The following is a 22,057-nucleotide window of genomic DNA, read 5'->3' as shown; positions in this document are numbered from 1 at the left end:
GTCTCAACAATGATAGCTGCGGCGTTTTGCGGTACCTTCACAGGGGCCCGTGCCATTGCCGGGGAGATACTATTCGAGGATGTACATGCAGTGCCTCTCCCCGTGCAGGATTACGGTTACCGCAGCATGCCCGGAGACATTATTGCGCTGAACGACGGCCGGCTGCTGCTGGCGTATACGCTGTACACTCGGAGCGGGAGTTTCGATGGCGCCATCGGTGCGAAGTACTCCTCCGACCTGGGGAAAACCTGGGGCGAACAGTTTGCCTTGGTGCCAGCGCCGCGCCCCGCGCTCGCGGACAAATCCATCCACATCTATTGCCACCCCAGTCTGCTGCGCCTTTCCAGCGGCGATATTCTTCTGTCATACATCTACCGGGGGAGCATGAAGCCGCTCTTTGGGCAGAACTACTACCGCCGCTCGACTGACGATGGACAGTCCTGGGGCGACCAGCTCATTGTGACGCCGTTTCCCGGCTATTTCATCATGCACAACGACAAACTGGTGCAACTGTCCACAGGGCGCATTCTTGCGCCTGTCGAGTTCGAATCCTCCGACTCGGAGAATGACCACGCCGGATATGCCAGTACCGTGGCATATTCCGACGATAACGGCTACAGTTGGTGGCGAAGCACGAACGACGTAAACCTGCAGAGCGAAGGCGTCGAGGCACAAGAACCTCATGTCGTGGAGTTGAAAGATGGCCGGGTGCTCATGCTCATGCGCACCTACAGCGGCTATGTGCTGAAGGCATACTCGGAAGATCACGGCGCAAGTTGGGGTCCCGGGATCAAAGTCCTGGAACTGAAGCTGCCGAATACCAGCTCGGCATTGTGCGTAAAACGCATCCCCTCCACAGGAGACCTCTTGTTGCTGCGCTGCAGCGCGGGACCCCAAGAGCCCTTCCGTTGGCGGACGCCCTTTGTCTCGATCCTGTCCAAAGACGAAGGCGAGACGTGGACCAACGAGCGGGTTCTCATGGGAGCGCCCGACAACGACTATGGCTATCCCAGCATCACATTTGTCGAGAATGTGGCGTTGATCGCCTACCACCAGCGCGATGGACTGCATGTACTGCGGGCCGGTCTTGATTGGTTCTATCAAGAATAACGCCAGAGGAGACGGTGTAGTTATCATGAGAATAGCAGTTGGAAGCGACCACGCCGGATACGAGGGGCCGCCCCCATTATTCAAACCGGAGATCATGCGGTATCTTGGTGAAAAGGGCCATATGGTAGTCGATTGTGGGACAAACGGACCCGAATCCGTGGATTATCCCGATTTCGCGCAGGCCGTGTGCGACAAGGTCCTTTCCGGTCAAGCGGATGCGGGCGTGCTCATGTGCGGGACGGGGATCGGTGTCGCGATTGCCGCCAACCGCAATCGCGGCATTCGGGCCGCCGTGTGCGCGAACCCCGAGATGGCGCGGCTGTCGCGCGAACACAATAACGCCAACATCCTGTGCCTTGGAAGAAGAATACTCTTGCTGGACGAGTGCCGCACGATTCTCGATGTGTGGCTGGCAACCCCCTTTTCGAACGACGAGCGTCACAGGCGCAGAGTCTGCAAAATGGATGATTCCCGCATGGAGTAACATATGAAATCACTTACACCGAAAGAAATCGTCGCTGTGCTTGACAGGTACATCATCGGGCAGAATGCGGCAAAACGGAAAGTCGCTATCGCATTACGAAACCGGTGGCGGCGCCAACAGCTTGAGGAATCGCTCCGCGAGGAAGTCGCGCCCAAGAACATCATCATGATCGGTCCAACGGGGGTGGGGAAGACCGAGATAGCGCGCCGTCTCGCCAAATTGGCCGATGCGCCCTTCATCAAAGTCGAGGCCTCCAAGTTTACCGAGGTCGGCTATGTCGGGCGAGACTGTGAATCGATGATCCGTGAACTTACTGAGGTAGCCATACACATGGTCCGTGAGGAGATGACCCAGGAAGTGCTGCCCCGGGCTCATGCGTTGGCGGAGCGCAGGCTTCTGGACATTCTCCTGCCTCCCCGCCCCAGCGGGCCGCGCAGAATCTACCGCCCAGGCGACCCGGCTGCGGGCGATGAAGCCCCTGTCACGCCGGCCGCTGAGCAAGACGCGGAAGCCCGTACTCGCGAAGTGTTGCTTGAAAAACTGCATGCGGGTGAGCTGGATGCGCGCGAGATCGATATCGAGGTCCGGGAAGCCAGCGCCCCCCAGACGATGCAGGTCTTCTCAAATGCCGGCCTCGAGGAGATGGGATTTAACATTCAGGAGATGTTCGAGCGGTTCATACCCCAGCGCACAAAGCGGCGCAAGACTACTGTCGCGGAAGCGCGGACGATTCTCGAGCAGGAAGAGGTTCAGAATCTTCTCGACATGGACGCGGTGGTGCGCGAAGCAATATCCCGCACGGAGAACTCGGGGATCATCTTTCTTGACGAGATCGATAAGATTGCCGGCCACGGCGGTCCCAAGACCGGGCCCGATGTCTCCAGGGAAGGGGTGCAGCGGGACATTCTGCCGATTGTGGAAGGGAGCACCGTCATTACGAAGTATGGTCCGGTGAAAACTGATCACATCCTCTTCATTGCGGCGGGTGCTTTCCATATGAGCAAGGTTTCTGACCTTATTCCTGAGTTGCAGGGCCGGTTTCCGATACGCGTTGAATTGAGCAGCCTGAATTTTGACGACTTCAAACGCATCCTGCAGGAACCTGAGAATTCCCTGATCAAGCAGTATCAGGCTCTTCTGGCAACAGAGGGAGTCACGGTAGAGTTTGAAGACGACGCCATCGAGGCGTTGGCCGAAATCTGCGAGAAAGTGAACACGGTTTCGGAGAACATCGGCGCACGGAGGCTTCACACCATCATGGAGTGCCTCCTCGAGGACCTTCTCTTCGAAGCGGCCGAGAAAAGCGGTACCCGCGTCCGCCTGAACGCGGCCGAGGTCAAACAGCGTCTTGCGAATATTGTTGAAGACCGCGACCTGAGCAAGTACATCCTGTGATTCGTTTCCGGGAATTCGAGGCTTTGGGGGTCAGTATAGCGGCCGTTACGGAACGCGAAGATGGCGACTGTTGCGATCCGCGCCCGGGAAATGCGCGCTCGAGCTGCTGCGCTGCCCTCGAAATATCTTCCGAGAGCCTCGTCTGCTGCAATCAAGTACATGGCGCGTCGGTCGCCGTCGTTGGCGAACAGGAGCGCGGAAGGAGAGGGGTTTCGCGAGATTCGGCGCTGGCCTCGACGGATGGCCTGGTTACCGCCGAACCGGGGTTGCCCCTGGCGGTTTTTGTTGCGGATTGCGTGCCGCTGTTTCTATTCGCGCCGTCATTCAGGGTCGCGGGGCTCGTTCATGCCGGCCGGCAGGGCACGCGTTCAAACATCGCCGCCGCGGCTATTCGCGTCATGGAAAACGGTTTTGGCGTATCTCCAGCGGACGTTCATGCGTTGATCGGGCCCTCGGCGGGGCCGGAGCTTTACGAGGTTTCCGAAGAGTTAGCGGCTGACTGGGAGAGCGCGGGGTTGCCTCGTAGCGGGCGCAATCTCGACCTCTGGGAAGCCAACAGGATAGAGCTTTGCGCCGTCGGCGTGCCTGAGCATCAGATCCATGTTTCTGAGCTATGCACAATTGAAGGCGGCCGGTTCTTTTCCTACCGGGGGGGCGACCGGACCGCACGCAACATGGCTGTGCTCATGATTTGAAGTGCCTCGGCGGCTGAAACTCGACACCTTTTTCCCGGCATCGTAACTCCCCAGCCCTTCACGATTTGGGCAATCATACCGTGCTTGACGCGGTTGCATCCAACCCCGGAAATGTGCTACACTCCTCTGGTTTGTGCGCGGGTGACCAAAGAGTGGGTTTGCGCCCACTCTTTTTGGTTGTACCCGATATATGCGGTTGAAAATCCCGGCGGCGGGTACTGTGCCTGATGTGCTAAGCGTCCGTCGCAAAAGGGGTTAATTGTGCTTGCAGAGGATGTGATAAGACGGACATGGGAGACCTTGGAGGAGCCGATTAGGCAACACGGCTATGCACTGATCGAGGTCGAGTTCGGCGCATCGAGCGGCCGGCGCACGCTGCGTTTGTTCATCGACCGCGACGCGGGCATTGGTCTTGATGATTGCCAGACGGTAACGAGGTTGGTCGATCCCCTGTTAGATATGGAGGATTTTATCGAAGGTAACTATGTGCTTGAGGTTTCATCGCCGGGATTCGACAGGCCTTTGCGAAGACCGCAGGACTTTCAGCGGTTCATAGGCGAACCTGTGAAGGTTAAGACGCATGTGCCGGTGAATGGACGAAAGCGAATCAAGGGTCTTCTTAAAGCATTCGATAACGGGATGATAATACTGGAGAGTGACGATGCGGTTTACAGCGTCCATCTGGAGAATCTTAAGAAGGCGAATCTGGACCGCTAAGCACGCGGGGAAATGAGGCAGTTGTGGCTGACGCGAATTTGCAGGTGATTTTTCAGCAGCTCGAGGCCGAGAAGAGTATCGACCGGGATAAGCTGCTAGAAGCCATTCGTACGGCGTTGGAAAGCGCCGCGCGTAAGAGTTTCCACCCCAAGGCCGAGATCGTGGTCGAGGTGGACCCGGCTTCGCTGACGTTCAAGGTTTTCGAGATTCGTGAGGTCGCCGAACAAGTGACCGATGATACGCGCCAGATACCCGTCGAAGAAGCCCAGGCCATGAATGCCGAGGCAGTCGCTGGTGACCGGTTGAAGGTGCCTGCCGAGCCGAAGGATTTTGGGCGCATTGCGGCCCAGACAGCTAAGCAGGTCATCATTCAAAAATTGAAAGATGCCGAGCGCGAGAACGTATACGACGAATTCAAACAGCGTGAAGGGGAGATGGTTACCGGTGTTGTCAAGCGGGTAAGCCACGGCAACATCATTGTTTCCATCGGGCGTGCCGATGCGGTACTGCCCATTCGCGAACAGTCTCCCCGCGAGAACTTCAAGCCTGGAGACCGCATTCGTGCCTTCCTGGTCGAGGTCGACAAGTCGCCTCGGGGTCCCCAGGTCGTTCTGTCACGCGCATGCCCGGAGCTGGTTCGCGCCCTTTTCGAATTGGAGGTCCCCGAGATTTATGATGGTACTGTCGACATCAAGGGGATAGCCCGAGAAGCTGGAAACCGCACCAAGATCGCTGTACATTCTAATGACTCAAACGTGGACCCGGTTGGCGCTTGCGTAGGCATGAAGGGCTCGCGTGTTCGAGCGGTCGTCGAGGAATTGTGCGGCGAGAAAATCGATATCGTTCGATGGAGTGACGACCCGGTGGAGATGTGCACCAACGCCCTGAATCCGGCAGATATACTGGATATTTCCGTTGATGACGCGAACGGCGTGATTCTGGTCGTCGTGCCCCATGACCAGTTGTCTCTTGCCATCGGCAAGCGGGGCCAAAATGCTCGATTAGCATCGAAACTCATGGGATGGAACATAGACATCAAGAGTGATGTTGAATTGACCGGGGAAGGTTCTCCCGACGGTAAATCCCAGGACAAGCCCGCCGAGGACGAGTCGGGCATATCCGGGGCGGAACACCCTGGAACAGACGCGCATGGAACCGTCGAGAGCGAGAATGGCCCGGAAACATCGGAAGGGGCTGCCGAGCCAGATACGGGTGCGGAAGAAGATTGTACGGACACGGAAACGCGGGGAGAAGGCTAATGCGATAATTCCTATGGGTGGGCAGCGAAGGCAACGGCTTTTCAGGAGTGAGACTTAATGCAGACAGTAGCGAGCTTGGCCGAACGGCTGGACATGACGGCGCAGGAAGCGCTTGAGAAACTGCGCTTCATGATGATGGACGTGGAGAGCGTCGACAGTGTCCTGACGGACGACCAGTGCGATTTGCTTATCGACGTTGACGACGATCCCACCGTGGCGGAACGGGTACGCCAGAAGAGGCTGGATGATGAGGAGAAGGCGCGTAAGCGCACCGAGCGCCTGAAAGCCGCGGCGCAGAAGGCAGCTGCCAAACGCAAAGCCGAGTCCGAGAAGAAAGCCGCTACCAAAAAGAAATCTGCTGCCAAGAAGAAGACGTCTGCCAAGAAGGCCCCAGCCAAGAAGACCGCAGCCAAGGGAACGGACGCGGAGACCGCCGAGGAACTTCCCAAAGTCGAGATTCTTCCGCCCGAATCAAAAGAAACGGAGACGTCGGCAGCCGCGGTGGAAGATAAGAAGAAACCCGCCGTCAAGGCCGAGAAGAAGCAGGGGGCCAAAGTCAAGAAGGAATCCGATATTCAAATCGGACGGGCCGTTGACCATGAAGAGTCGGTTCAGATCATTCGAGCGGATGGGACTCGCGTAAAAGAACTCGACATCGAACTTGGGGAACAGCAAGAAGCCCTCGAGGAAGAAGCCGAACTCGCGGAAGGTATTCTGGCGGAGGCCGAGCGGCACCAGGAGGAAGAAGAGGCCCGCAAAGCCCGAGAAGCCGCCCGTTCGCAAGTCAAGCCCGATCCAGCCGTTGTTGCGGAAGTGAAGCGCCGCGCGGCGGAACGTATGGCTCGCAAACGCCAGGACCGAACGGCGCAATCCACCGTGCAAGCAGCGCCAACCAAGCGGAGCGCTACGGGCAAGACGGCCCGAAAACGTCAGAAGAAGATCGAGCGTTTGCGCGCCGAAGAGACCATGCGGCGGGATGCGGCGGCAAAAGTGCGGGAATTCCAGGCCGTGGGTCCTACGGGTCAGGCCAAGAAACGCCGCAGGAAGCGGGAACGGGAAGAGGATGCCGTGGGCGCCGCGGTGGATCAGATTTTCGAAAAACGCATTATCGAAGTCGAAGAGACCATGACGGTGGAACAATTTGCTGCAGCGCTGGACATGCCGACCAATGACATCATTCTGCAGCTCATGGAGCACAATATCCTCGCACACAAGAATCAAACCATGTCTTTCGAGCTCATGCGTGAAATCGGCGAGGCATATGGCTATGACGTCCGAAGCGCCATTCCCGGGGAAGAGGAGATCATGGCTGAGGAAGCGGACGCTCCCGAAGACCTCGTTTTTCGCCCGCCCGTGGTTACGGTTATGGGACATGTCGACCATGGCAAGACCACGTTGTTGGATTACTTGCGGCGGGCGCATGTGGCCGAGGGAGAAGTGGGAGGCATTACCCAGCATATTGCCGCTTATGACGTCGAGATAGGCGATGGGCGAATCGTGTTTCTCGATACGCCGGGCCATGCCGCGTTTACTCAGATGCGGGCCCGGGGGGCTCAGGCGACCGATGTGGTGATCCTCGTGGTGGCCGCTGACGACGGCGTGATGCCGCAGACTATCGAGGCGATCGACCACGCCAGAGCCGCCGAAGTGCCGATCGTCGTTGCCATCAATAAATGCGACAAACCCGAGGCCCAACCGGACCGGATCCGCCAGGAACTCGTCAAGTACGATTTGATTGATGAACAGTGGGGCGGAAAGACGATTATTCGCAACATTTCGGCAAAGACAGGCGAAGGCGTTGCCGAGCTGATGGAGTTGCTCGTCCTCGAGTCCGAGATGCTCGAGCTCAAGGCAAACCCGAATAAGCGTGCGCGCGGCGCGGTAGTGGAAAGCGAATTGTCCAAGGGCCAGGGTCCCGTGGCGTGGGTGCTTGTGCAGACCGGCACGCTTCACGTGGGCGATATATTCCTGGCGGGAGAGACCTTCGGCCGGGTGCGCGCCTTGATCAATTCACGAGGGGAGAATGTGGAAAAGGTCTTGCCGGCGACGCCGGCACTGGTCCTCGGGTTCAACGACGTGGCCACGGCGGGCGACCAGTTCGTCGTTGTCGAGGAGGAACGTATCGCCCGGGTCATTGCGGAAAAGCGCAGTCAGCGCGCCAAGTTGAAGCAAGGCGCGACAGCCAAACGCATCACTCTCGAAGATTTCCATGAACGTCTCAAAGCGGGCGAGCGGCAGGCACTCAATGTTGTTGTGAAGGCGGACGTGCAAGGGTCCGTTGACGTGCTTAAGAGCAGTCTGGCCAAGCTCGGAAATGAGAATGTAAAAGTGGAACTGGTGCATACCGGCGTGGGTGGCATCAACGAATCCGATGTGATTCTCGCGAGCGCGAGCGATGCCGTTGTCATAGGATTTCATGTTACCGCCAGCCAGCGGGTGCGTAAGCTTGCCGAGCAGGAGGGCGTCGACATTCGCACCTACCGCATCATCTACGAGGTGACGGATGAAGTGAAGAAGGCGTTGGAGGGGCTGCTCGCGCCTGAGACCAGGGAGGTGGTAACCGGCCACGCCGAGGTCCGGGAAATCTTCCGTTCATCCGCAATCGGCAACATCGCGGGCTGTTATGTGCAGGATGGGGAGGTGAACCGCACCTCCCTCATTCGGATTGTCCGCGACGACGTTGTCCTTCACGAAGGCCGGATCGCTTCCTTGCGGCGCGAGAAGGAAGATGTGCGCAGCATTTCGTCGGGATACGAATGCGGTATCGTTCTTGAGAACTTCCAGGATATCAAGGCTGGAGACATCATCGAAACGTACCGGCTCGATGAGATCGCCCAGAAACTGGATTAGCCTTGTCGAACCGGGTCCTTTCATAAAGGTTGCCTTGTGACGATTGGCGTATTGAAATTGGACCTCCTTATCTTTGGGGCGCGCTCTCTCAAGGACAAACGGCGAGTCGTGAAGAGTCTAAAAGACCGGATACGGCAGAAGTTCAATGGGTCCGTCGCGGAGATTGATTTTCTGGATGAATGGCAGCGCGCGCGTCTGGCAGTTTGTGTTGTCTCGCGGGAGAGCCGGTTCGCCAATGCGCAGCTCAATGAAATTGCCCGCTTCGCCATATCCAACTGTGCCGCGGAAGTCGCAAATATCGAGATAGAGATGCTCTGAAAATGAGTCGTGGCAGAGAAAAACGGGTCGGTGAACTCGTGCGCCAGGAGATCGCGAATCTGCTGACGAGCGGGTTGAAAGACCCCCGCATCGGGTTCGTGTCGGTCATGCACGTGCGCATGTCTCCTGACCTGCGCTATGCCAACGTGTATGTGAGCCTGTTGGGCGATGCCAAGGAATGCACTGGTTCGCTGGTGGCGTTGAGGAGCTCGGCGGGCTGGCTCCGGGGCGAGGTAGGGCGCCGGTTGCGGATGCGCTATGCGCCCGAGATCCGGTTTTTCGAAGATACGTCCCTGGATGACGCGTTTCGGCTCGAAGAGATTTTTCGCGAGATTCACTCGGAAGGTGAAGGCGCCGAAGATGCGGGGGGATAGGCTGTCCGAGATCATCGACCGCCTGCGTAATGCGCGGCGCATTTTGGTGACCAGCCACGTTTCTCCTGACGGCGATGCGGTAGGCGGGGTGCTGGCCCTATACCATGTTGTCCGCGGAATGAATGATGCCGAAGTGGTCTGTGCGCTGGCCGACCCCGTACCTCACCGCTATGACTGGCTTCCCGGCGCCGACCTGATCCGCCTTCCGCGGGAATGCTTGCCTCCCTTTGATTTGGCGGTCATCGTCGATGTGGCCCAACTCGATCGGATCGGGGAGGTCATGACCCTTCTCGACGATACCACGCAAGTCATTGTGCTCGACCACCATCTTGAAGACGAGCCCGCGGGGAATCTGGCTGTTGTTGACCCTCGATATGCTGCCACCGGCGAGCTTCTCATCGAATTGATGGATGCCGCTGGCGTAGCCCTCACCGAGGAAATTGCCGTGTGCGCGTATGTGGCTCTGACAACGGATACCGGAAGCTTCAAGTACTCGAATACCACCGAGCGGTCCCATAAGGTCGCGGCGCGCCTGGTTGCCACAGGGTTGCCCGTGGCCGAAATCGGACGGCGCGTATTCGATGAGATGCCGGCCAGGCGCTTTCGGCTCTTGACCAGGTTTGTGAACAACGTGGTATTGCTGGACGGGGGCAGAATCGCCTTGGGAACCATCAGCGCCCGTGACATGGCCGAGACCGAGGCGCTCGACGAGGATACCGAGGGCCTCATAAATTTCGCCCGCAATATCGAAGGGGTCGATGTTGCGATGTTGCTCCGGGAAGTCGACGAACACACCGTCAAACTAAGCATGCGCAGCAGAGAGGGCCTCAACAGTGCGGAGATCTTGAAGCCCCTGGGCGGCGGCGGCCACGGCGCCGCGGCTGGGGCGACGCTTGAAATGTCGTTGAGACAGGCCATGGCATTCTCGCTACGGCGCGTCCGGGAAGTGCTTTCGGAAAAACCATGAACGGGGTGCTTCTAATCGACAAGCCGGCTGGGCCTACATCGCACGACGTTGTCCAACACGTGCGGCGCGCCGCACATATTCGCAAAGTGGGGCATACGGGGACGCTGGACCCCGCCGCGACGGGTTTGCTCATCTTGTGTCTCGGGCGCGCGACCCGTCTTTCAGAGTTTGTTGCCGGGATGGACAAGGTTTACGAGGGTATTCTTCGCCTGGGTGTCGTGACCTCCTCCCATGACCTGCAGGGACAGGTGCTCGAGGAACGCCGGGTTCCGGCTCTGTCTTATGATGACCTGAACGGGGCGTTCGCGGCATTTACAGGACAAATTCTGCAGCAGCCTCCGATGGTGAGCGCCGTCAAGATCGATGGTGAACGGCTCTACAAACGCGCCCGGCGCGGCCAGGAAGTCGAGCGGCCTGCGCGCCCGGTGACCGTGCATGAGTTTTCTCTGAAATCTTTCAACGGGCGCGATGCGTCGTTCCGGCTGGTTTGTTCGAGCGGCACCTACGCCCGGGTACTCTGTTTCGAGGTTGGGGAACGTCTGGGATGCGGCGGAACCCTGGCAGAACTCCGCCGCTTGTCAGTGGGCAACCATTCGGTAGAGGCTGCCGTGACCTTGGAAGACCTTGATTCCCCCGATGCCGTCCGCCGGCGGTTGCTGCCTGTCGAGAATGTCCTTTCCTTGCCCCGCGTAGAAATGCAGGAGGGCGCACGGGGCCTGATCCGGCACGGCCGCTCTTTCGGGCGCGAATCGCTTGCCGGGGATTGCCCTGTTTGTGACGGATGGGTTCAGGTCATTGCGCCATCGGGAGAACTGTTGGCCTTGGCGGAGGTGTTCTTGGATACGCAGGGTCTCCGGATACAGCCACGCAGGGTTCTTTGCGATGAATGATATCGGCCACATGAAAGTCATTGACGATGTTCGGACCGCGCCGGAGCATTTCCCTGGAGTTGTCCTGACGATCGGCAGCTTTGACGGGGTGCATCTTGGGCATCAGGTTATCGTGCGCGAGGTCATTGAAAGGGCCCGACAGCGGAATGGCACCCCCTGTGCTTTGACCATGCGCCCCCATCCCCGGGAGTTTTTTTCCCCCGAGCGTCCGCCAAACCTCCTCACCGACGAGGAGAAAAAGGCGCGTCTTCTTGCCGAGATGGGGTTGCAAGTGCTGTTTGTTCTGCCCTTCAACCGGGATTCGGCCGGCATGCCGAAAGAAGCGTTCGTTGACGAGATAGTCGTCGGCCGGTGCCGGGCACGGGAAGTGGTCGTTGGACACGATTTCCGTTTTGGCAGAGGCGCGGAAGGCGATTACGAATTCCTCAAGTCGTACTGCCGCCGGTACGGCATCGTCGTCGACCAGGTTGCGCCGGTTCAGGTCGACGGCGAGCGGGTGAGCAGTACACTCGTCAGAGAATGCCTGCTCCAAGGCGATCTTGACCGGGTGGCCCAGTTGTTGGGCCGGCGATACTCGATCAATGGCAAGGTAATCCGTGGAAGGGGAATAGGGGCCGGATTGGGCTTTCCCACCGCCAACATCAAGCCCCACCACAGCGCCGTTCCGGCCCAAGGAGTCTACGCGGCCAAGGCATGGATCCAAGGGACGGCCTATCCTGCCGCAGTAAACATTGGGATTGCCCCAACCATTTCACATGATGATCTGACCATTGAAGCGTATGTGCTGGATTTTTCCCGGGATATTTGCGGCGAAAACGCCGAACTTGAGTTCTTTCGGCGATTGCGCCCTGAGCGGAAATTCCCCTCGAGGAAGGCCCTGGTTACGCAAATCGGTGAGGACGTCGAGTCCGTGCGCGGTTTCTTCGCCTCGCATGACAGATGCAATGATCAAAAGGAACCGCAAATGCCATAAGCATCCGAAGTTTCCCGTACTTCAACGCGGTAACGGAGGATGTGTATGATATGTAACTTCCCACAGGTTCTGTCGTTAACATAGAGTAGGTTGGATTGTGCCATGAGAAGCTATAGACACCTTGCCCTGATTCCGAGCTTGCTGGGGCTTGTTCTTGTAACAAGTTGTTCAACAACGCGTTACAAGGAAAAGGCCGATGCTGAGGTTTATCCGATCATTGCCGCAAAATCCCAGGAAGTTCCCGGAAGCTCAAAGGAATTCACCATCGAGCAGGAAGAGAGTCTGTCGCTTGAAGATCTGCCGACGGTGGAAGCCGAGGACCCGTCCCTGGGCGATGATGCCGCTTCCGAAGCAGGGTTCTATCGCGTGTCCCTCGAGAAGGCCCTGAGCGTTGCGGTCAAACACAGCCGCGAGTACCAAAATCAGAAAGAGGCCCTTTATGGAAGCGCACTGGCGTTGACACTGCAGCGCCACAACTTCGATCCAATCTTCGCCAGCCGGCTCAGCGGGTATTACAACCGGACCACACGTGACGTCGAGCATCCAACGGATGCGGCACGTATTGCTCAGGCGTTGCCGGATATCCTGGAACGCACGGGCGACCTGACTGGCGGGACCGGCGATTTGCTTGATAGCTACGCCCAGATTGTTGAAGCAGCCGCTGCTGTCGCGGGCATTACCGACGACACCCGCATCGACGTGATTGATGAGCGCTCGGTCACCGGCGCCAGCAGTCTGGGTTTCGACATGCTTCTTGCGGGAGGCGCTCGAATCGCGATGGAACTCAGCTCGAATTTCCTGCGTTACTTGACGGGCGACCCACGCGTGGCGACATCGTCTACGCTGACCGCGACCATTACCCAGCCTCTCATGGCAGGCGCCGGCCGCGATGTCGTTCTCGAAAACCTCACACAGGCGGAACGCAACGTCCTGTACCAATTGCGTTCCTTCACACAGTATCGAAAGAATTTCGCGATCGACATCGCCGCGTCCTACTACCGCGTTCTTCAAAACCGGGACGCTGTCCGCAACAACTGGAGCGGCTATCTGGCATTCCAGGAAAACGCCCGGCGCCAGCGCGCGCTGGCCCAGGCAGGACGTATCAAGGTCGCGGAACTCGGACGTAACGAGCAGGCAGAATTACAGGCGCGCGACCGTTACATTTCGGCCGCGCAAGACTACGCGGACAGCTTGGACCAGTTCAAGATCAGACTTGGTCTCTCGACAGATGCCCCGGTTGTTCTGGATGAGAAAGAACTCGAGATCTTGCGAGAGAAAGGCCTGGATCATCCCAACCTTGAACCCGAACAAGCCGTTGAGATCGCCCTTGTTTCACGCCTCGACCTGATGATCGCCCGCGATCGCGTCGAAGATGCACAACGCAAAGTGCTGGTTGCCGCGAATGCGTTGCAGCCCGACGTGAACCTCGTGGCGGAAGCCACAGCCAGCAGTTTTGGACAAGACCGTTTCCAGAGCATCGATTTCGAGCGCACACGGGCAAGCATCGGCCTGGACGTGGACCCCGTGTTCGATAGAAAGTCGGAGCGAAACGCCTATAGAACGGCCCTGATTGGCTATGACCAGGCCGCCAGGGGCTTCCAAGAGTCAACCGACCAGGTAAAACTCGATGTGCGCCAAGCGTGGCGAAATCTGCAACAAGCACAAGTCAGCTTTCAGATACAGGAGATCGGCGTCAAGCTGAACGAGCGGCGCGTCAGGGAGCAGGAGCTGCTCTTCCAGGCCGGCCGGGGAAGCGCCATCGACCAGGTAGACGCACAGAATTCACTCATCTCCTCCCAGAACGACCTGACTGCGGCATTGGTCCAGCACACCATCGCCCGATTGAGCTTCTGGAGAGATATGGGAATCCTCTACATCAAAGAGAACGGCCAGTGGGAGGATATCACCGATGACGATTACTCCGGAGACGCCGGCGAAAAGGCCGATCAAGCAGATGCTTCTGCGGGTTCGTAAGTGGTGGAAACTCGGTCTCGCCGGCTTGGCTGCGCTGGCAGTTGTCCTCTTTTTTTTCGCGCGCCACGGCGAACAAGAGGCCGGCGCTGTCAGCTGGCGGGTCCAACGCGGCCCCTTGCGTATCACGGTTCTCGAGAAGGGAGAAGTCGAAGCCCTCGAGAAGCAGGAAATCAAGTCTGAAGTCCATGGCGAAACCAAGATCATCAGCATCGTGGACGAGGGGTATCGCGTTACGGAAGAAGACGTCAAGAACAAGAAGATCCTTGTCGAACTTGACTCTTCTCAGCTGAAAGACAAGCTTGTCCAGAAAGAGATCGAATTTCAGAGCACCCTGGCCAGTCTCACGGAAGCCCAAGAACAATATCAAATCCAGCTCAAGCAGAACGAGAGCGACATAAAAGCAGCCGAACTCGCTGTCAAGTTCAAGCGGATGGATTTGGAGAAATACCTCGGGTCGGAGTTGGCGCTGGACCTGCTCAGCAGGCTGGGAATTGAGGAAGTTTCCGCCGAAGACATCGAGGAGGAAGACCGCTTGGCCAGAGCGGCGGAGACACAATCCGCAGAGGCCGCGGAACCCAGCCCTGGAAATGAGGAAACTCCGAGCGATGGGGAGGCCCCAATCCCGGATACCATCCAGGTTCAGGTTGCGTTAACGGCGGAGGCCCGGGCGCTTCGCGACTCCCTCGATTTCCAGGCGCTGGCAAAAGATAAGCGCCTGGCGGGAGAGGCCGTGCAGAAACGTCAGAAATTCGAGACGGACATCCTCCTCGCGGAAGAGGATCTGTCTACGGCGCAGGACACGTTCGAGTGGACCAAGAAGCTGGCTGAGGAGGAGTTTGTTACCGAGACGCAACGCCGGCAGGACGAAATGGCCGTGACCCGCAGCGAGATTTCCCTGGAATCTTCAAAGCTTGCCGAAGAGTTGTTTGTCACCTACGAGTTTCCCAAACAGGCGGAAACCCTGTTGTCGGACTACGAAGAGGCGTTGCGTGGGTTGTCGCGAACAGTGAAGAAAGCCCGTTCGCAAATCGCTCAATCCGATGCACAGCTCAAGTCAGCCGAGGCGCGATACTCGATCGAGAATCAGCAACGAGACGAATTACTGGAACAGATCGAGAAGTGCACCATCGTGGCCGAACGCGCCGGGCTGGTTGTATACGGGGGAGGCGACATGCGTTACTACTACGGAGGGCAAGAACCCATCCAGGAAGGCGCCACGGTTCACGAAAGGCAGCAGATTCTCACGATTCCGGACATGACCAAGATGTCTGTGAAGGTTAACGTACACGAGTCATCCATCCAGAAGATCGAGAAGGGTCAGAAAGCCTCCATCAAAATTGAAGCCTTTGCGGAGAGAGAACTGACTGGCGAAGTTACGAAGATGGGCGTCCTTCCTCAACAGGAAAGCCGCTGGATGAATCCGGACCTGAAGGTATATGAAACCACCGTAGTGCTTGATGGTTCGTACGATTGGCTTAAGCCGGGCATGACTGCGAAAGTCGAGATCCTGATTGACGAGTTGGACGACGTCCTCTATGTGCCGATCCAGGCAGTCGCGACGGTCAGCGGAGAACGAGTAGCGTATCTTGCGCGCCTTGGAGGCGATCCCGAGAAACGCGTCATCGAAACGGGTGAGTTCAATGATTCGTTCATCGAAGTGAAAAGCGGTCTGAATGAGGGAGACGAAGTGCTTTTGATCCATCCTGAAACGGCTCCCGGTGGGGGGGAGAAGCCAGCAGAGGAAAAACCGGCCGAGACGCCTCCCGAAAGCGTTCAGGCGTCCGCGACGGGTTGATGCCGATGCAGGACAATGGCGAAATCGCCCGTGTCGAGAACCTGTCCAAGACCTATGTCATGGGCGTTGTTACAGTGCAGGCGTTGCGGGGAATCTCCCTCTCCATCTCATCAGGCGAGTACATCGCGGTCATGGGGCCGAGCGGATGCGGCAAGTCGACGTTGCTCAATATCCTCGGCTGCCTGGACAGACCCTCGGGCGGGCAGTACTTCCTGGGTGGAGAAGATGTGTCGCGGTTGGACGACGACCACTTGTCCGAAATACGCAGTACCCGGCTGGGCTTTGTCTTTCAGTCCTATAACCTGATTCAGCAGCTGAGCGTGGTCGAGAACATCGAAGTTCCCCTCTATTACCAGGGTGTGGACGAGGAAGAGAGCCGCAGGCGCGCCGTGGAGTTCGCTACCCGGGTCGGCCTGGAATCACGGCTTGATCACAGGCCCTTCGAACTCTCGGGCGGCCAGCAACAGCGTGTCGCTATCGCGCGCGCCCTGGTCAACGATCCTCTGATCATCCTGGCGGACGAGCCCACCGGCAACCTCGACAGCGCGTCAGGGAAGGAGATTCTGCGGCTCCTTAATGAACTGCATGACTCCGGAAAAACGGTGATCATGGTGACCCATTCCGAGGAGATATCTGAGCGGGCGGGCCGAATCGTCCGGTTGCTTGACGGGGAGGTGGAGCATGACCTCGTCCGGTAAGTCTCAGAGTATGCGCGCTCTGAAGAAGGCATTCGGCCTGAGCCGCATGAAACTCACGATCAAGCTGGGCATGAAGAGCCTGTGGCTTCATCGGTTGCGCTCTCTTCTGACCGTGCTTGGGATTGTGTTCGGCGTATGCTCGGTAATCGCGATGCTTGCTATCGGCGAAGGCGCCAGCTACGAAGCGCAGGAACAAATCCGCCGCCTGGGAAGCAACAACGTCATCATACGCAGCGTAAAACCGCCCGAAGAAAAGACCAGCACCTCTCAGCGTACCTGGCTGCTCGAGTACGGAATCACGTACAAAGACCTGGAACGTATTCGTGCCACATTGCCGTTGGTCGAGATCCTGGTTCCCGCCAGAATCATGCGCAAAGACGTCTGGAACGGTGGCAGACGCATTGACTGCGATATCTATGGAACGGTCCCTTGGTATCCCGAGGTCAACAACCACCATGTGGCCAGAGGCCGCTTCTTCACCGAAATGGAGATGAACGACGGCACCAATGTAGCCGTTCTCGATGCGGGGATCGAGACCGCCCTGTTTCCCATCGACCCCGCAATTGGAGGCACCGTACGGGCGGGCAGCCAGTATTACCGCGTGATTGGAGTCATGGAACCCAAGTCCGCCAGAATCACGTCAAACGGCGTCGACAGCGGGACCACGGCGCCCGCCAAAAGCGGAAATGGCCCAAGCGGCGCCCCGTACCGCATGTATGTGCCTCTGAACGCGGCACGAAAACAGTTCGGAGAAACCCTTGTCAACCAGCAGAGCGGGAGTTTCGAAGCGACACGCGTCGAATTGCATGAAGCCACCGTGAAAGTGGCCCGCCTGGCCGATGTCATAGATGCGGCACGCGTCATTGGCGACCTGCTCGCCGCCAATCACCGCAAGGTTGATTACGAGGTTGTGGTGCCCCTCGAGCTGTTGCGGCAGGCCGAACGCACCAAACGCATTTTCAATATCGTGCTCGGCGCCATTGCCGCCATATCCCTGTTGGTGGGCGGGATCGGCATCATGAACATCATGCTCGCCAGCGTCACCGAACGCACCCGGGAGATCGGCATACGGCGCGCTCTTGGCGCAAAACGCCGCGACATCATCGTCCAGTTTCTTATCGAGACCGTGCTGCTCGCGGGAGTGGGTGGCGTTATCGGCGTCACGCTTGGGATCGCCATTCCAATCGTGATCACCTGGTTCGCCGGCATGAAGACCATCGTTACGCTGTGGTCGCCCCTGATCGCTTTCTCGATATCCGCGATGGTCGGCGTCATCTTCGGGATATACCCCGCCCTGCGAGCCGCCAATATGGACCCCGTCGAAGCGCTCCGGCACGAATAGGCCTGCAGCCTCCGGCCGGCCATCCCAAACGATTTTCCTTGCCCGAAGCCGTGAGGATGCCGTCTTTCGTATGGTAAAATCGGCCTTGGTGCAGGTCTTCGACCCTGAGGAAGCAGATGGAGATAACCGTAAAACCAGTCGAAACCGCGGACGAGTTGCGTGTCGCGCACGACATGTTCGCGACCGTCCACTCGGCGGACGACTATGCCAAGGGGCTCCGGTGGCTCGAGAACTGCGGCGCCCGGTATCCCGGGTATTCGAAGGAGCATACCCGGATCGCCGTTTGCAGGCCCGAGATCGTGGGCGGACTTCGCATGATCACCGATACGATACGCCTGGGGGAGGCGCGCCTGAAGATGGGCGGCCTTGGCTGGGTAACCACTTCCGAGCGCCATCGCAACAAGGGCGTCTGCACGCGGCTCATGGAAGACATACTCGCCTACATGAAGCGCCATCGCTATCATTTGTCGATGCTGTTCGGTGTGCCGGACCTCTACCATCGCTGGAAGTACGTCACGACTCTCGCGGATTACGTGATCGACGTCGACACATTGGAAGCCCTGACGTTCCAATGCCCGTTTCAAACCCGGCCCGCGAAAATAGGCGATATTCAGAGCATCCAGATGCTTCACAACGCCAATGATGAAGACATGGCGTGCTCTATTGTTCGTACACGCGCGCACCTCATCTGCAAATGGGACGAGTCCAGTCCCAAACGTGTCTTGATGGACGATCAGGGCAAGGTCCTGGCCTATTTCTTTTACCGGAACATGGGAGACCACTTGGCAGTCGAGGAGTCCGGGGTTGCGGATATCGGCTTGTGTGGAAGCGTCCTGCGTGCGTGCGCAAGCATCGCCGAAGAAGAGTCCCTCGCTCATCTGCGCATCCACTGTCCGCCCCCCCATCCCATGGCGCGCTACATGCTCGAGTTCAAGTCACGCCACGAAACGCTGATTTCCCGGAATTCCGGCGGCATGCTCGCATTTGTGGATATAGATGAGACCTTCGAGCATATGATTCCCGAATGGGAGCGGTGCGTTAAGAATAGCGGAGTTCATGACCTGCGCACGGAAGCCACCCTGATTATCGAGGGCGCTCCGTACCGGGTCCGGGCCAATCGCGGCGCCATCGATATTGCGCGTGTGCCGGGCATGGGCAAGGTCGGCCTCAGAAGCGGCGAAATGATGCACCTGTTGACGGGGTACCGGCATGCCGAAGACATCTTGGCCGCCAAACAATGCCTCCTTTCACCGGATGCGCGCGCTCTTCTTTACGCCATCTTTCCCAAGCGCCATCCTTTTGTGTGGCCTTTCGACCGGTTCTGACGCATTCGGAAGCCTGCAGTGGGGCCCCTTCGCCGTTGATATCCTTCTGTTTCACGGGTATACTTACGTTTCGCGCCGGGGTGGCGAAATTGGCAGACGCGCCGGACTCAAAATCCGGTCCTGGCAACAGGGTGAGGGTTCGAGTCCCTCCTCCGGCACCATAGACACAGAAACCCCCGAAAATAAGGGATTTTCGGGGGTTTTTCGTATTTGGGAGGCTGTCAATCCTGCCCCCAGCTCCTCAAAACGTAGGCATTGGTAGGCATCACAAAGAAGAAGAGCAGTTGGGTCTCGCGGATGAGTGGCAGGGACAAGCGGCCGCGCTTGTCCTTTTCTTTGCCTAGAAAATATACTATAATAGAGATAGGGTAGGACTTAAAACCATAACGCCCATTAAGGGATGCAGTAATGAAAAAGTATTTAGCGATCATTGCAATGGCGGGGGTAGGCGTGTGTACGTTGGGCTTGGTGCTCGCTGGATGTTTCCGGGCCAGTGCCGAGCCGGAAGAGCCGAACGTGCTGATTATCCTCTTGGATGCGCTCCGGGCGGACCACGTGGGTTGCTACGGGTACAAGCGCAACACGACACCAAACATCGACGCCTTCGCGCGGGACTGCATTATGTACACGAACTGCTACGCGACGTGCTCGTGGACGAAACCTAGTGTGACCAGCCTGCTCACGGGGTTGACCTGCCAGAAACACGGTGTGAGGGCTGGTTGGGACCCGCTGCGTGAGGACCTGCCATATTTGCCGGCACAGATGCAGGCGCGCGGGTACGCGACGGCCGGGTTTGTCGGCAATCCGTTCTTTTCTTCCCAGGATGGGTATTCGCGCGGGTGTGACTATTATTGGCTATGGTCGGATATGCCCAGGTTGGAGTGGCTGCAAGGGGGCTGGGAGATCGATGACGCCGTCACTGTAAATCAGGCGATCCCGTGGATTCGACAGGCGCGTGAGCCGTGGTTTGCGTATGTGCACCTCATGAGCCCGCACGGGCCCTACGACCTGCCCGCGCGGGTGTATGACTTTGGACCTGGAGCGCTCGATCAATACGACGCCAAGCTGCGCTACGTCGATCACCAAGTTGGGCGGCTCCTTGCAGAGGTGCTGCCCGATACGATCGTGATTGTGACTGCCGACCACGGCGAGCTGTTTGGGGAATATGGGATCCACGGGCATGGATCCCTGCTCTGTGACGAGTTGATCCACGTGCCGCTTCTGGTCCGCTGGCCGGGTGAGGCTCCGCGCGTGGAGACCGGGCTGGTAGGACTCGACCGTATCGCGCCGGCCGTCCTGGACGGCACGTTACCCGAGACCGGCGGCGATGTACGGTGCCATCTCGAGATCCGCGACCCGGCGGATGCGCGGCTATTGGACGTGCTGACGCGAACAGTCACAGAGGCCGACCTGCCAGACGTCGTGGCGCCGGCCGTGGACGCCGAGACGGTGCGGAAGGCCCAGCTCGAGGCGCTCGGGTATTTGTAGGAACCTGAAAAGTAGACATTGCGTGGACGCTCAGACCCTGAGTCGTTCAACTATAGGGGCGAGGAAGGAGTCCCTCCTCCGGCACCATACACACAGAAACCCCGGAAAACAAGGCGCTTTCCGGGTTTTTTCGTATTTGGGAGGCTGTCAATCCTGCCCCCAGCTCCTCAAAACGTAGGCATTGGTAGGCATCACAAAGAAGAAGAGCAGTTGGGTCTCGCGGATGAGTGGCAGGGACAAGCGGCCGCGCTTGTCCTTTTCTTTGCCTAGAAAATATACTATAATAGAGATAGGGTAGGACTTAAAACCATAACGCCCATTAAGGGATGCAGTAATGAAAAAGTATTTAGCGATCATTGCAATGGCGGGGGTAGGCGTGTGTACGTTGGGCTTGGTGCTCGCTGGATGTTTCCGGGCCAGTGCCGAGCCGGAAGAGCCGAACGTGCTGATTATCCTCTTGGATGCGCTCCGGGCGGACCACGTGGGCTGCTACGGGTACGAGCGCAACACGACACCAAACATCGACGCCTTCGCGCGCGATTGTGTGGTTTACACGAACTGCTATGCAACGTCTTCCTGGACAGCGCCCAGCGTGACGAGCCTGCTCACTGGGCTGAATTGCCGACAGCACGGGGTGCTGGCCAGTTGGGATCCGTTGCGGGAGGATTTGCCGTACCTGCCCGCGCAAATGCAGGTCCGCGGGTACGCGACGGCCGGGTTTGTCGATTCCGTCTTTGTGTTGGAGAACAAGGGTTACGCACGGGGGATGGAGCACTGGTGGCACGTATTCCCCGAACTGAAGGAATGGAGCGAACTCCGGCACGTGTATTCCAGGGTAGACCCTGATGACGCGGTGCTCGTAAACCAGGCGATTCCCTGGATTCGACAAGCCCGGGAACCGTGGTTCGCTTATGTGCACCTGTTCGGGCCCCACAACCCGTACAGGGCGGCTGCGGACCCTGAGTACTTCGGTACGGGTGAAATGAACCTGTATGACGCCAAGACACGATACGCGGACCGACAATTCGGCCGGCTGTTGGCGGAACTACTACGGAACACGGTCGTCATTGTGACGGCCGACCACGGCGAGCTGTTTGGGGAGCATGGCTGCACAGGGCACGGCTCGTCACTGTGTGACGAACTGCTCCGCGTGCCGCTGCTGATTCGCTGGCCGGGCCATGAACCGCGCGTGGAACGGGGGCTGATGGGACTCGACAGGATAGCGCCCGCCATCCTGGACGGCGCTCTGCCCGAGACCGGCGGCGAGGTGCGGTGTCATCTAGAGATGCGCTGGGTGGACGCGCGGCTATTGGACGTGCTGACGCGAACAGTCACAGAGGCCGACCTACCAGACGTCGTGGCGCCGGCCGTGGACGCCGAGACGGTGCGGAAGGCCCAGCTCG

Annotated in this window: 19 protein-coding genes and 1 tRNA gene; all 20 read left to right on the top strand. The window is 58.4% G+C overall.

Going from position 1 to position 22,057, the window contains the following annotated elements; all coding sequences use genetic code 11:
- Positions 1-1,110 (top strand): sialidase family protein (locus tag PLJ71_10660; GenBank protein HQM49139.1); only part of this gene is annotated, 1,110 nt, incomplete at its 5' end.
- A gap of 25 nt (positions 1,111-1,135) precedes the next feature.
- On the top strand, positions 1,136-1,594 hold the full coding sequence (gene rpiB / locus PLJ71_10655; GenBank protein HQM49138.1) for a ribose 5-phosphate isomerase B: 459 nt from the start codon (positions 1,136-1,138) through the stop codon (positions 1,592-1,594).
- 3 nt (positions 1,595-1,597) lie between these two features.
- A complete protein-coding gene (gene hslU / locus PLJ71_10650; GenBank protein ID HQM49137.1) occupies positions 1,598-2,989 on the top strand; it encodes an ATP-dependent protease ATPase subunit HslU in 1,392 nt (463 codons plus the stop codon).
- Positions 2,986-3,684, top strand: a complete 699-nt coding sequence (locus PLJ71_10645) for a polyphenol oxidase family protein (protein HQM49136.1) — start codon at positions 2,986-2,988, stop codon at positions 3,682-3,684. Before hslU ends, PLJ71_10645 begins: the two co-directional genes overlap by 4 nt.
- Positions 3,685-3,945: 261 nt before the next feature.
- A complete protein-coding gene (rimP, locus tag PLJ71_10640) occupies positions 3,946-4,401 on the top strand; it encodes a ribosome maturation factor RimP (protein ID HQM49135.1) in 456 nt (151 codons plus the stop codon).
- Between the two features lie 23 nt (positions 4,402-4,424).
- Positions 4,425-5,660, top strand: a complete 1,236-nt coding sequence (gene nusA, locus PLJ71_10635) for a transcription termination factor NusA (protein HQM49134.1) — start codon at positions 4,425-4,427, stop codon at positions 5,658-5,660.
- A gap of 57 nt (positions 5,661-5,717) precedes the next feature.
- The gene (infB, locus tag PLJ71_10630; protein HQM49133.1) at positions 5,718-8,510 is read left to right on the top strand and encodes a translation initiation factor IF-2; all 2,793 of its coding nucleotides are present in this window, start codon (positions 5,718-5,720) and stop codon (positions 8,508-8,510) included.
- Positions 8,511-8,546: 36 nt separating this feature from the next.
- Positions 8,547-8,828 (top strand): DUF503 domain-containing protein, encoded by a 282-nt coding sequence (locus PLJ71_10625; protein ID HQM49132.1) that lies wholly within the window; start codon positions 8,547-8,549, stop codon positions 8,826-8,828.
- A gap of 2 nt (positions 8,829-8,830) precedes the next feature.
- A complete protein-coding gene (rbfA, locus tag PLJ71_10620; GenBank protein ID HQM49131.1) occupies positions 8,831-9,202 on the top strand; it encodes a 30S ribosome-binding factor RbfA in 372 nt (123 codons plus the stop codon).
- Positions 9,189-10,169: a DHH family phosphoesterase gene (locus tag PLJ71_10615; protein ID HQM49130.1), complete on the top strand. Its 981-nt coding sequence runs from the start codon at positions 9,189-9,191 to the stop codon at positions 10,167-10,169. The genes rbfA and PLJ71_10615 overlap by 14 nt, the downstream gene beginning before the upstream one ends.
- On the top strand, positions 10,166-11,059 hold the full coding sequence (gene truB, locus PLJ71_10610; protein ID HQM49129.1) for a tRNA pseudouridine(55) synthase TruB: 894 nt from the start codon (positions 10,166-10,168) through the stop codon (positions 11,057-11,059). The genes PLJ71_10615 and truB overlap by 4 nt, the downstream gene beginning before the upstream one ends.
- Positions 11,052-12,032, top strand: a complete 981-nt coding sequence (locus PLJ71_10605) for a bifunctional riboflavin kinase/FAD synthetase (protein HQM49128.1) — start codon at positions 11,052-11,054, stop codon at positions 12,030-12,032. Before truB ends, PLJ71_10605 begins: the two co-directional genes overlap by 8 nt.
- Before the next feature lie 102 nt (positions 12,033-12,134).
- Positions 12,135-14,006, top strand: coding sequence for a TolC family protein (locus PLJ71_10600; protein HQM49127.1), 1,872 nt, complete (start codon positions 12,135-12,137; stop codon positions 14,004-14,006).
- On the top strand, positions 13,942-15,801 hold the full coding sequence (locus tag PLJ71_10595; GenBank protein HQM49126.1) for an HlyD family efflux transporter periplasmic adaptor subunit: 1,860 nt from the start codon (positions 13,942-13,944) through the stop codon (positions 15,799-15,801). Before PLJ71_10600 ends, PLJ71_10595 begins: the two co-directional genes overlap by 65 nt.
- Positions 15,802-15,806: 5 nt before the next feature.
- Complete coding sequence (locus tag PLJ71_10590) at positions 15,807-16,499, top strand: ABC transporter ATP-binding protein (GenBank protein HQM49125.1); 693 nt, start codon at positions 15,807-15,809, stop codon at positions 16,497-16,499.
- On the top strand, positions 16,483-17,841 hold the full coding sequence (locus PLJ71_10585) for an ABC transporter permease (protein HQM49124.1): 1,359 nt from the start codon (positions 16,483-16,485) through the stop codon (positions 17,839-17,841). The genes PLJ71_10590 and PLJ71_10585 overlap by 17 nt, the downstream gene beginning before the upstream one ends.
- Before the next feature lie 116 nt (positions 17,842-17,957).
- Positions 17,958-19,166 (top strand): GNAT family N-acetyltransferase, encoded by a 1,209-nt coding sequence (locus PLJ71_10580; protein HQM49123.1) that lies wholly within the window; start codon positions 17,958-17,960, stop codon positions 19,164-19,166.
- A 74-nt stretch (positions 19,167-19,240) separates the two neighbouring features.
- Positions 19,241-19,327 (top strand) — tRNA-Leu (locus tag PLJ71_10575).
- Positions 19,328-19,574: 247 nt separating this feature from the next.
- Positions 19,575-20,654, top strand: a complete 1,080-nt coding sequence (locus PLJ71_10570) for a sulfatase (GenBank protein ID HQM49122.1) — start codon at positions 19,575-19,577, stop codon at positions 20,652-20,654.
- A gap of 334 nt (positions 20,655-20,988) precedes the next feature.
- On the top strand, positions 20,989-22,057 hold a 1,069-nt coding region (locus PLJ71_10565), incomplete at its 3' end, for a sulfatase (GenBank protein HQM49121.1).

It is taken from the genome of Candidatus Hydrogenedentota bacterium (genome assembly GCA_035416745.1).
Classification (GTDB): Bacteria; Hydrogenedentota; Hydrogenedentia; order Hydrogenedentales; family SLHB01; genus UBA2224.
Note: the sequence above shows the minus strand (reverse complement) of the source record. Positions and strands in the feature narration are given on the sequence as shown.

What these genes read in the sequence shown, in the direction of transcription:
- rpiB (HQM49138.1), top strand. Translation starts at nt 1,136, where the DNA reads ATGAGAATAGCAGTTGGAAGCGACCACGCCGGATACGAGGGGCCGCCC.
- hslU (HQM49137.1), top strand. Translation starts at nt 1,598, where the DNA reads ATGAAATCACTTACACCGAAAGAAATCGTCGCTGTGCTTGACAGGTAC.
- infB (HQM49133.1), top strand. Translation starts at nt 5,718, where the DNA reads ATGCAGACAGTAGCGAGCTTGGCCGAACGGCTGGACATGACGGCGCAG.
- rbfA (HQM49131.1), top strand. Translation starts at nt 8,831, where the DNA reads ATGAGTCGTGGCAGAGAAAAACGGGTCGGTGAACTCGTGCGCCAGGAG.
- PLJ71_10615 (HQM49130.1), top strand. Translation starts at nt 9,189, where the DNA reads ATGCGGGGGGATAGGCTGTCCGAGATCATCGACCGCCTGCGTAATGCG.
- truB (HQM49129.1), top strand. Translation starts at nt 10,166, where the DNA reads ATGAACGGGGTGCTTCTAATCGACAAGCCGGCTGGGCCTACATCGCAC.
- PLJ71_10605 (HQM49128.1), top strand. Translation starts at nt 11,052, where the DNA reads ATGAATGATATCGGCCACATGAAAGTCATTGACGATGTTCGGACCGCG.
- PLJ71_10600 (HQM49127.1), top strand. Translation starts at nt 12,135, where the DNA reads ATGAGAAGCTATAGACACCTTGCCCTGATTCCGAGCTTGCTGGGGCTT.
- PLJ71_10595 (HQM49126.1), top strand. Translation starts at nt 13,942, where the DNA reads ATGACGATTACTCCGGAGACGCCGGCGAAAAGGCCGATCAAGCAGATG.
- PLJ71_10590 (HQM49125.1), top strand. Translation starts at nt 15,807, where the DNA reads ATGCAGGACAATGGCGAAATCGCCCGTGTCGAGAACCTGTCCAAGACC.
- PLJ71_10585 (HQM49124.1), top strand. Translation starts at nt 16,483, where the DNA reads ATGACCTCGTCCGGTAAGTCTCAGAGTATGCGCGCTCTGAAGAAGGCA.
- PLJ71_10580 (HQM49123.1), top strand. Translation starts at nt 17,958, where the DNA reads ATGGAGATAACCGTAAAACCAGTCGAAACCGCGGACGAGTTGCGTGTC.
- PLJ71_10570 (HQM49122.1), top strand. Translation starts at nt 19,575, where the DNA reads ATGAAAAAGTATTTAGCGATCATTGCAATGGCGGGGGTAGGCGTGTGT.